General features: G+C 59.3%; 9 protein-coding genes and 1 pseudogene. 4 read left to right on the top strand and 6 right to left on the bottom strand.

The features are described from left to right. Nucleotides 1-185 precede the first annotated feature (185 nt). From AC6RA8_RS17735 to AC6RA8_RS17725, 3 genes are all read left to right on the top strand, one after another. Nucleotides 186-518, top strand: coding sequence for a hypothetical protein (locus AC6RA8_RS17735; protein ID WP_500354469.1), 333 nt, complete (start codon nucleotides 186-188; stop codon nucleotides 516-518). Further along, complete coding sequence (locus tag AC6RA8_RS17730; protein WP_500354467.1) at nucleotides 508-915, top strand: DUF6314 family protein; 408 nt, start codon at nucleotides 508-510, stop codon at nucleotides 913-915. The genes AC6RA8_RS17735 and AC6RA8_RS17730 overlap by 11 nt, the downstream gene beginning before the upstream one ends. 91 nt (nucleotides 916-1,006) lie before the next feature. Next, nucleotides 1,007-1,606 carry a biotin transporter BioY gene (locus AC6RA8_RS17725; RefSeq protein WP_500354465.1) on the top strand — a complete coding sequence of 200 codons (600 nt, stop codon included), beginning with the start codon at nucleotides 1,007-1,009 and terminating at the stop codon, nucleotides 1,604-1,606. A 95-nt stretch (nucleotides 1,607-1,701) separates the two neighbouring features. Here AC6RA8_RS17725 and AC6RA8_RS17720 read toward each other — a convergent pair whose 3' ends face one another. From AC6RA8_RS17720 to dddP, 5 genes and pseudogenes are all read right to left on the bottom strand, one after another. Further along, nucleotides 1,702-2,937 carry a bifunctional alpha/beta hydrolase/OsmC family protein gene (locus AC6RA8_RS17720; protein ID WP_500354463.1) on the bottom strand — a complete coding sequence of 412 codons (1,236 nt, stop codon included), beginning with the start codon at nucleotides 2,935-2,937 and terminating at the stop codon, nucleotides 1,702-1,704. Nucleotides 2,938-3,102: 165 nt separating this feature from the next. Continuing rightward, a complete protein-coding gene (locus tag AC6RA8_RS17715) occupies nucleotides 3,103-4,410 on the bottom strand; it encodes a tryptophan 7-halogenase (protein WP_500354461.1) in 1,308 nt (435 codons plus the stop codon). A gap of 2 nt (nucleotides 4,411-4,412) precedes the next feature. After that, nucleotides 4,413-6,461, bottom strand: a complete 2,049-nt coding sequence (gene lodA, locus AC6RA8_RS17710) for a CTQ-dependent lysine 6-oxidase LodA (RefSeq protein ID WP_500354459.1) — start codon at nucleotides 6,459-6,461, stop codon at nucleotides 4,413-4,415. Between the two features lie 94 nt (nucleotides 6,462-6,555). Further along, a pseudogene (locus AC6RA8_RS17705) lies at nucleotides 6,556-7,941 on the bottom strand (LodA/GoxA family CTQ-dependent oxidase). A 358-nt stretch (nucleotides 7,942-8,299) separates the two neighbouring features. Further along, entirely contained in the window at nucleotides 8,300-9,640 is a 1,341-nt protein-coding gene (gene dddP, locus AC6RA8_RS17700) for a dimethylsulfonioproprionate lyase DddP (protein ID WP_500354457.1), read from the bottom strand. Between the two features lie 121 nt (nucleotides 9,641-9,761). On the opposite strand from dddP, the gene AC6RA8_RS17695 reads away from it, so the two are divergent. Then, nucleotides 9,762-10,508 carry a heme-dependent oxidative N-demethylase family protein gene (locus AC6RA8_RS17695; protein WP_500354455.1) on the top strand — a complete coding sequence of 249 codons (747 nt, stop codon included), beginning with the start codon at nucleotides 9,762-9,764 and terminating at the stop codon, nucleotides 10,506-10,508. A gap of 25 nt (nucleotides 10,509-10,533) precedes the next feature. Here the strand turns inward: AC6RA8_RS17695 and AC6RA8_RS17690 are convergent, their stop codons facing one another. Beyond that, entirely contained in the window at nucleotides 10,534-10,629 is a 96-nt protein-coding gene (locus AC6RA8_RS17690; RefSeq protein ID WP_500354471.1) for a hypothetical protein, read from the bottom strand. Between the last annotated feature and the right edge of the window lie 12 nt (nucleotides 10,630-10,641).

Genomic DNA, 10,641 nt, shown 5'->3' with positions numbered 1-10,641 from the left:
GCCATCGCGTCACAGGCATGCGCCTCGATCTCGTACCAGATGCGGAACTTGGTGGCCGGGTCCCAGATCGCAACCATGTCGGGGCGGGAATAACGTGGGATCATGGGGCACCTTTTTGTGACTGTCGGATATCGTGCCGCGTCCTTAGACTGAGGTCCGACGAACGACAAGACGAAGGCCCTGATATGAGACGCTTTGCCCTGATCATCACCCTTTTGGGCGGGCCTGTTGCGGCAGAGGATTGGATGCCGATGACCGGAGAGCAGATTCGCGAAGCCTTGACCGGGCGCACACTTGCCTATCCGGACACCACACAGGACTTTCGCGCGTCTGGTCGGACCCTTTACATATTCAAGGGGCGCGAAAGCTGGGGCTATTGGCGGATCGAAGATGATCGGTATTGCAGTCAGTGGCCACCGAATGACATGTGGGCCTGCTACACGATGGATCGCAAAGAGGACATGTTGCGTTTTGTGGGGCAGGGTGGAGACATCACGGAAGCCATTTATGCCGATTGAGCGGGTTTTGGAAGATTTTGTCGGTGAGTGGGCCATCGAGCGTACGATAACGCCCACCTTGGGGCCATTAGCCCGCTTTGTCGGCGCCGCCCGATGGGCGCCTGCGTCAGATGGCTTGGACTACGTCGAAAGTGGTGTCTTGCAGATGGAAAGCGCCCCCCCGATGCAGGCGGAGCGCAAGTATCACTGGGCGCAGGATCTGTCCGTCTTCTTTGACGACGGGCGTTTCTTTCACAAGGTGCCGGCCTTGGGTGGGAATACCGAGCATTTCTGTGATCCGGACACTTATGTCGGAACCTATGACTTTGCGGATTGGCCTTCGTTCAAGGTGACGTGGGGCGTGCGTGGACCGCGCAAGGACTACATCAGCGTGACGCGATTCAACCGGAACACCTGACGTGATCGCAAACATTGGCTTTGCGCTTGCAGAAAAGGCCCGGCCTTGGCACAACACGCCCAATTCTTTTTGTCCTGACAGGTGAGGCCTCATGGAAACGACGTGGAATAACAAGGTGCTGAGCGACATGTTTGGCGCAACAGAGGGCACAGCGCTGCGCATCAAGCAGGCGGCTCTGGTGGTGCTGGGCATTGCGTTTCTCGCAGTTGCAGCAAAGATCAAGGTGCCGATGTGGCCCGTTCCGATCACGATGGGGACCTTTGCCGTTCTGACCATCGGTGCCGCCTATGGCGCGCGTTTGGGTCTGGTGACAATCCTTGGCTACATGATTGTCGGTGCGCTGGGCTTTGATGTTTTTGCCGGGTCGTCGGCTGAGAAATTCGGTCTGACCTACATGATGGGCGGCACGGGCGGTTACCTGGTTGGCTACGTGATGGCGACCGTGGCGCTGGGCGCTTTGGCTCAACGGGGTTGGGACCGGTCGGTGCTGTGGATGGCACTGGCGATGCTGATCGGCAACGTGCTGATTTATGTACCGGGCCTTGCGTGGCTGGGTCAGCTCTACGGCTGGGACAAGCCGATCCTTGAATGGGGCCTGACACCCTTCCTGATCGGTGACGCGCTGAAACTCGCACTGGCGGCGCTGGTTCTGCCGGCGGCGTGGAAACTGGTTGGCCGCGCCCGCGGCTGATCCTTCCCTTGATCCAAATGAGAGGCGCGGTCTCTGGCGGGTCCGCGCCTCACTTCATTCTTGGGGCTAGGTTGTTGGCCTGAGCCCGAAACGGCTTACGTGCTTTCCAAGACCTCGCTGGAGGGGGTAAGTTCAGTCAGTACTTTAGATGTACGCTCTAACGTTCTGTGAACAGGACATTTGTCAGCAATCTCAAGTAACCTCTGGCGCTGTGCTTCATCAAGCCGACCCGTCAGGTTGATCCGGCGCTTCCATTCATCGATCTTGTCACCAGAAACCGTGCCCGCATCCTGCGCGTGCACCTTGTTGTGGCTGACATCAACATGGACATGGTCCAGCGGCCATTCCTTGCGGCGTGCATACATCCGGATGGTCATAGAGGTACAGGCCGCCAGCCCCGCTGACAGCAGGCCGTAGGGCGACAGGCCCTGGTTGGTGCCACCATATGCACGGGGTTCATCCGCGAGAATGTGGTGGCGCGTTCCGTGAGTGATGTCTTGCAGGAACCCCTTCGGATCGGCTTCAGAACTGCGCACCACGCCTTCGGGTGCACCAATGGGCGGGGCGGGCGGTTTGAGCTGCAGGTATTTCTTGGCCCATGTGGCGATGATGTCAGCGGCATATTCGGCGTGTTCGGCCTTGGTCACCAAGTGATCCGCGTCATCTAGCGTCACGAAGCTCTTGGGGTGTTTAGCGGCGAGGAAGATCTCGCTCGCGTTGTCGATGCTAACGATGGAGTCGCGCGGGGCGTGCAGAACCAGCAGCGCGGCGTTGAGGCGGGCGATGGCGGGTTGCAGGGCTTCTTCGGTCACATCCTCGACGAAGCCCTTCCCGATGCGGAAGGGACGACCACCCAGATTCACCTCGGCCTCGCCTTGGGCGATGATCTCAGGCAGCGCATCGGCAAAGTTGTGCGTGACGTGTTCAGGGTCGAACGGCGCGCCAACCGTTGCCACGGCCTTGATCTGGTCCAGTCGCGCAGTTGCGTTGAGCACGGCCGCCCCCCCAAGCGAATGGCCGATCATCAGAGTGGGAGGCAGGCCGCGATCCTCTAGATACGCGACGGCTTGCACAAGATCCTCGACATTCGAGGTGAAGGAGGTGTTGGCAAACTCGCCCTCACTGTGGCCCAGACCGGTAAAATCAAAGCGCAGCACGGCGATGCCCATGGTTGTCAGACGCGCTGCGATCCGGCGCGCGGCCGGGATATCCTTGCCGCAGGTAAAACAATGGGCAAAGACCGCTGTGGCCAGATGTGGCCCTTCAGGCAGGTCGAGCCGGGCGTCTAGGGTGCCGGCATGGCCAGGGAATGTAATGCGTTCAGTGGGCATGTGGTGTCTCCTTGTCACGGAGAATGGGGCAGGATGCCCAGCAAAAGAAGGGGCATGACACAGTTCTCACGCACAGGTGTAGGCATGACATGTGGTGTTTTATCTGAAGGCTGTCCATGCAGATGACGTTTTGCGCGCGAAACGGAGCAGTTGACGGCGGTTGGCTCAGGCTGATGCGGCTGTTTCGGCAACGACCGTCAGGTCTTCAATGGCAAGCAGTAGTCGTTCGTCCGGGATGTCGGGGAAGGCTCGGCGCACCTGTGTGACAAGATTAACCTGTGTCGTTGGTTGCTGCGCCTCACCGGCAATCCATCGAGCGACGTGGCTGGGCACAAAAAGAGAGGACGTGCCGTTGGGTGAGGCGCAAATTCTTGCATTGGGCCCTCTGGTCACCTGTGCCGAGCGGAAGCGCCAGAACGGAGCATCCGCCCACCTGCCTTCGGTTCTGTAGGTACGCCAGTGAGTATTCAAATAGGCCGCGTGATCCTGTGCCACGCCATCAAGGTAGGCGGGTTTCAATGCGCCAGTTCCAAAGAGCCAGTCAGCAGCCACACGCGCTGCCTGGATGCCGCTGCCGATGGCATTGGGTATTCCTGAGGACGAGAGCGGGTCACGTGCGGCGATTGCATCCCCGGCGGCCACTATGGGGGTGTTGGGATCGCCGCGGCTGAGCAGGCTGGAGAAGGCGGGCAGGGTTTCCAATTGCGGCGGTTGTGTCTGACCTGCCTTGATCAATGGCTGGATGTGCTGCGTCTGTGACAAGCGGTTGGTCCAAACTGCCGGGTCGGACAGGCGCAGCGCATGTATGCGCTCGGCATCCGAAAACAGGCAAACGATTGTGTCGCCCGAGGGCAAGGGCGCGGCATACCACCAGCCATCCTCGAACGCTTCGACGCGTGTCATCTGTTGGGTGTCTGCGGCGCGTGGCAAGCGCGTGCCGATCGCCGTCAACGTATCGTTGCGCTGTCGATGTGCCCCGTCGCGCAACGAAAACCTCGACGTGCGCCCGGCAGCATCGATCACGTAACGTGCAGTGATTGCGCGGTTGCCCAAATCCAGGTGCCAAACCGCACCATCGTGGTGGCAGGTCGCAACCGTTGTTTCTGTCTGCAGCGGCACGCCTCGTCGCTCAACTTCATCTGCCATCATCTGCTCGAAACGCTGGCGATCGAGCGCCCAGCCCGCCCCGTGCAAGGTCAGGATAAAATCCATGGTGCCAAGGGTGTCGCTGCCCCATGCCGCTTCGCTGCCCAGAAGGCTGAGACGTTGTTCCTGTTCGAACCGTTTCCACAAGTCGAGATATTGCAGCAAGCCGCGGACGCCGGGCGATAGGGATTCACCGACCTTCGGTTCGGCGTAGGCACCACGTTCAAGCACGGTGACTGAGATGTCACTGCGCTTGCAAAGGGTCAGTGCGGCGGCGGTGCCCGCAGGCCCGCCACCGATGATTGCCACATCAAAGTGCTGGTCCACCGTCAGCCCTTGGCCGCAGTCGAGGCCGTAGCGGCCGCCGATGCGATTTCGGTAATGTGCGCTTGTGCCAGCTGTCCGAAGTTCCGTTCGGTTTCAACGATATATGGGACTTCCTCGGTGCCACGGTTCAGCAGGAAGCCCAGCATGAACCACGAGTCGATCATCTTCTGCGCAGAATCGATACCTCGCTGGAATTCGACGTTCTGGCCCTGGGGTATGATGGTCTGTCCGTCAATATCGCTGACAAAAGCGTCCAGCACCTGATCCTGTGGAAGCTGCGTGCCGGTGGTCACGTTGAACGGGCTTTGTGGCGGCCACCAGTAGACATAGAAGGCCGGAGGCACCTCGATCCCTGATCCATCCGCCAGTTGGTTCACGTGGATGTTGGTCAGGTTCGGGGTCTGAACCGTGCATTCGTGGAAATCGGCCATCCACGGGATCGCCATCCGCTTGGTCAGATCGCCGGGTTCGCAGCCACCGCCCGCGCATTCGTTGTGATCGACGCTCAGGCCCTCTTTCTCATAGTGCTTGGTCATCTTGGCATAGCCGCGCTTGTCATGGGCGAGCTTGAGATGCAGGGGGGCGTCATAAATTGCCGCGCTGCGCACGCTCCACGTCACTTCAATGCCGGGACTGAACGGGGCACCCACGCAGTTGCTGGCATCGACGCGATCCAGATGTTCGGTCAGTGACAACGGATCGGGTTTGTCGGTGGTGAAGCGCCCACAAGCCCATTGGTACAGGTAGAAATACTGTGTCGGCGACAGGGTTTCGAACTTGTAGATCGGGCCAGTATTTGTGACCGAGTTGTCGCCCGAATTCAGCGGCATCATGGGCAGGCCCGACAATGTGTCTGGATCGTTGTCTTTGAGTGCGTAGAGCTGGCCGGGGCCCTTGGACATAGTGGCGTAGTATTCGGCATAGTCCTTGGGCAGCAGGGGCATACGGAACAGTTGGAAATAGCGCATGCGGTGTTCTGCGTTGGCGTCGCTGGCATCCTGCATGTCGAATTTCGGGTTGGCGAAATCATCCATGGTGGGGACGTTGGCCACGTATTTATAAAGCCCCATACGGTCGACGATGGGTTGCACGTCGCGTTCGAAGTTCACGACATAGTCCGGGTTAAAGCCCTGCAGCGGCGTATAGCCATTGCGAGGATCCGTCGGCCAATCGCTGGATGTGTCGCCGCCGGGGAAAATGTCGGGCCGCGCGTTGTTTTTACGGATCGCAACGTCATCCATCGTGTCGGCCAGCGTCGTGATGTTCACGATCTCAGGCGCGTATTTCGGGCTGCCCACAACCAGCCAGGCCGAGGATGTTTCGTGCACCGTGCCGTCAGCCATGGTTACGCGGGCAAAGACATAGCCATCCGCGATGTCGTCCCAATAGCCCGCGGCCCCACGGAAGCTGGAGATTTCCGCGCTGCCCGTAACGCGCCCAAAGCCACCCAATGCGATCAGGTTGCCCTGTGCGTCCATCTTCAGCTCGCCCAGCGTGTCGATCTGTTGACCGCCGTTGGACAGGTCAGGGAACGACCCGTGTTTATAATCCTCGGGGATGTTGTAGCGGGTAAAGCCGACGCTGGTTTGCGGTTCAGAAATGTGGCGCGGGCCGGGGTCGATGATCAGCTTTTGCCGCTTTTTCTTGCTGGTCACATCCGGGTTGTTCCACGGGACGTGGTTGTTTTCGTAGCTGTTGCGTCCGCCAAATTCGAGGTCGCCCAGAAGCTCGGAAAAGGTGTACCAGATCGGTTTCTTGTTCGCGACATGGGCCACCCATTCGATCTTGTCGATCTTGGGGTCGTCCAGGCTCACCTTGTGTTCGGTGCCGTCGTCATCCTTTTGGAAGATGTGAAACCTTGCCGCCTGCCGTTTGATCGCGCCTGTTGTGTCCTTGAATACGGTCACAGGTCCGGCATCTGGTGTTCCGTTGCCCCATTCGTCGCAGGCGACGGGAAGACCGCCTATTTCAGTCGGCGAGAGATAGAAATCTGTCAGGCTATTGCCAAGTCGCGCAACGCCGATACGGGGGTGAATTTCAAATGTGGGCAACTGTATTCCTCCAAAAAAATGTGGAATGATCCGAACAATCACTCGTTATTGCAGCATCAAAACAACGTCAGATTGCATCGAACATGAATTCTACTCAAGCGGGAATTGGGGCGGTTTCTTTCTTTTCCATGCCCGCCCGTGCGTGGTGTCGCCAAAACGGTGTGTCAAAGGGAAGGGCGGCGTATTGCAGATGGGTTGTGGCATATGTGCGGTCCACCGTGCGCAACAGCAGCGTATCGTAGACTTTGGGGGCGGCCACGTCGCCAGACGAGGCATCTGCAACCGCATTGCCTGCGAAGAAACCTGCTGACAAAGCGTTGAACAGACCCTGGGAGGTGACGGGGTCAAAGGCGGCATAAACGGTTCCTTGCAAGTCGCGCAGCCAGAAGCGGCGGTTTCTGAAGTGGCGCCGTACCTGAAGCGGGGCGAGATCCGGAGTGGTGGCAATATTGTAGGCCTCGATCGGCAGCACTTGGTTTGGCACACGCGCGCCCCAGAAACTGGGCGAGCTGAGGTAAAGGCTGGGCGTATAGACAAGGTCCAAGTTGCAGGACGCTTCGTCGGTTTGCCATGGCACATCCATCCAGCGGGTCAGGCTGCCTGCGCCCGTGGGGCCCCAAGGCCCATCCCATGCCAGCGCTTGTTCACGGCTGAGTGTCGTGCCGTAGTCCTGGCGCGCCGGCACGCCCTCGGGGCGGGGGCGCAAGCGGTAAGGTTGGTCGGGATCCTACATGGAGGCGAGGCGCATGGGCCAGGTCAGTTCGATGCCCGGGTGAAATGGTCCGCCCAGGCATTCGTGCAACGCGGCGTGGTCCAGTTCGCGGGGCTGGTCCCCAACCGCGATATCGTCAAAGTCCGGGATTGCAGGAATACCATCCCAGTCGGCTTCAAAATCTCCATTCGCCCAGTTTTCGAGGTGCTGATACTGGGTCTTGGTCAGAAACAGGTCTTCGCGTGCCGGATTGACCAATTCCCCCTCGCGGGGACCATCCAGATATCGATCCCCGTATGTGTCACCATAAAACGGGGGCAGGCCTGCATGTTTCAGCTCTTCGGTCTTGCTGTTTCGGAACAGGTTGAAGACGGCCTGCCTGTACTCTGCGCTTGCGTCCGAAGGATCGCCCATCTGCGCAATGATTTCGGGGTCGCGGGCATCCAGCGGTGTGCCTTGACCTGCCAGAAGCAGGATGCCGTCACAGACCCACTGATGCCCGGTCATCCTGTCGAAGATCGGCCAGATATCTTTGCTGAAACTGGTTTTACCGGGCGGTGGAAGGGTGCCAAGACCAATGAACAGGTCCCGCACCACGTCGTCCATCGTGACGACGCCGAACAGGCCTGGGCCAAAATTCGGAGGTGTAACAATGACATGGGCGGGCTGCGCCTCGATATCGCGACCGCCAATGGTGACTGTCGCGCGCACGGGACCGTCGCATGTGTCGTCATGCCATCTGCAATACGCCGCCCTTCCCTTTGACACACCGTTTTGGCGACACCAATGGCAGGATGGATTGCAATGCTTTCGATATCGTCAGCGTTCATGTGGTCCCCAAAAATAACTTTGCTCGCGCGCGAGCGGAAAATGCAATTTCAACCGATTATAGATTCGGCGCGAATGTATTCACGTTATGCGAGAAGTGCGGTTCCTCATACTGTTTTTGCAATCTGACGTTGTTTCTGGTGTCGAGCTGGCTGAGGCCGGCTGGGACAGAAGCCCTTAAGACGGCTTCACGCGCCGCTGACTGTTGCGAGGGACCTTGAATGTTCTCTCACACCGCAACCCCTTGGTGATGGACGGGTCACGTTTGCCGGGAAATCCGGTCCACAGGCTCTGGAAATCAGATACCCATCAAGACCGGGTCAAACTCGTATCCAATCAGGTTCTCAAAACCGTCTTCCGTCACCAGTACCTGATCTTCCAACTTGATAGAGAAGTCACCGCCGACTTCGCCAACCGCCGCCTCCACACACAGAACCATGCCAGGCTGCAGGGGGTAGTCATACGCACCCGCCACGGCTTTGTCAGGGTAGGCCACAAGGGGCCACTCATCGCACAGGCCGACGCCGTGCATCAGGCAGCCGTATTTCTGGTCCTGGAACTTGTCATCCAACACATGTGTGTTGGCCGTCAACTCGGGGATCATGACACCGGGTTTGATCATCTCCATGTTCTGCATGATGTGCTCATGGGCGTGCTGCATGGCATAGATCATGTCGGGGCGCGGTTTGTCCGGGCCGATCCACCAGCTGCGCGAGATGTCGACGCAGATTCCGTAGGACCCGACAAGATCGGTGTCGAAGGAGATGATCTCGTTCTTTTGACAGATGCGGGGGCCGCATTCCTGGAACCATGGGTTGGTGCGCGGCCCAGAGGACAATAACCGGGTTTCAATCCATTCACCCCCGCGCCTGACGTTCTCGGCATGCAGCACGGCCCAGATGTCATCCTCGCATGTCTTGCCATCACCCACATTGGCGCGTGCAAAGTCCTCCATGGCTTTGACCGAGGCCTCGCAAGCGTTGACGGCGCAGCGCATGGCCTTGATCTCATCCGACCCCTTGATCGAGCGGGATTTTTCCGTGACTTCCTCGCCATCCATCACGGTGAAACCCTGTGCTTCCAGCGCGCGCAGCCCGTGGACCATGGGCTTGTCGACCGCAAGGCGCGTATGGCCGGGGGCATGTTCGGCGCAAATCTCGCGCACAGAGTTGGCAAAGACATCGGCGGCGACATCAACCTTGTCCCCCCGATCGAAGTAGAACAGGTCGGCCCCGTGCCGCACCTCTTTAACCAGCGGATTGAACGAGGACAGGAAGGGGGCGTTCTTGTAGTCCCAGATCACCATGTGGCCATCGGCGCAAAGCAGCACCGCCCGGAAGGGATTGTGCGTGTTCCAAAGCTGCATGTTGGTCGAGTCGGTGGCGTATCGGATGTTGAGCGGGTCAAACATCAAAAGGCCTGCATAGCCGCGATCCACGATATGTTGGGTCAGCCTGCGCCAGCGGTATTCGCGCATATTGGCAAGATTGGGCAGTTGAAGACCAGCAGCCTCCCATTCGGCAAAGGCAAGTTGCGTTGGGCCGATCTCAATCCGGTCGGCATCGTTTGGTGTGCCATCGCCCAATGCGGCGCCGCGATTGGGGTCGATTTTGCGCGTGTCACGGTAATGCTGGTTCATGGTGCGTCCTTCCCTGTCGGCAGGGTGACTTGGATTCGCACGGTGTAGTTGCCCGTTTCCGACAGCGATCCGGCGTTTTTTTGCTGTGGCGTGTTCTGTAAACCCCGTGCAAATGTGCGCCATGACCGTGATTTTGCAGCGTGAATTGCCCGACGACATGCACGTCAGCCGCGCCTTGCCGGGTATCCGGCCCGAGGTCGGACCGTGGTTGCGCGTTGACGAGGCCTATGCAGACCAGATGGCGCGGCGCGAGTCCTTGTTGGCGGAACGAGAAACGGATGTTTTGTACCTCGACCCGTCGGCGCGGGACGCGGCATTGGAATTGCTGAATGCCGTGCTCGACATCTTGCCCACGCAAGGGTTTCAGCGAGATGGCCATCACGTCACCTGTCCAGATGGGCGCGCAGTGGCGCTGGATTATTCCGCGCCTATGAAGACTTTGGGACGGCTTTGTCAGAACGATTTTGTATTGATGCAGAAGCGCGGCGATGAACACGTGTTGACCGGTGCGGTCCTGTGTTTTCCGGCCTCATGGCGCTTGAGTGAGAAGGCGGGCCGTCCCTTGGTCGACATTCATGTGCCCGTCGCTGAATACACCGATGACGTTGCACGTCGCGTACAGCGGCTGTTTGACGGGATACAGGTCGGGCGACCGCTCTGGCGGTTCAACCAGCTTTGGTATCAGGACCCTGAGCTGTTCCAGCCCCGGTCTCAGTCAGAGCCGCGCCGGGTGGGGGCGGGCCTGACCGAGGGGCCATATTACCGGAGCGAGCGGCAGACGCTGCTGCGCCTGCCGCAAAGCCGCGCCGTTGTGTTTGCCATTCACACTTATGTGCTGGAGCGGGCCGATGTGCCCGAGCTGAGCTAGGCGGGCCAAGGCCCGCCTTACCCGATCATCTGCCGGACCACGCATCGTGGATCACCACATGCGGTTGTCCGTTGGACGTTGTCCGCAAGGTGCGTCCGCGCTGGTCCACCACACAATTCACCTGCCTGCGCCA

This window comes from Tateyamaria sp. (assembly GCF_059783535.1).
Note: the sequence above shows the minus strand (reverse complement) of the source record. Positions and strands in the feature narration are given on the sequence as shown.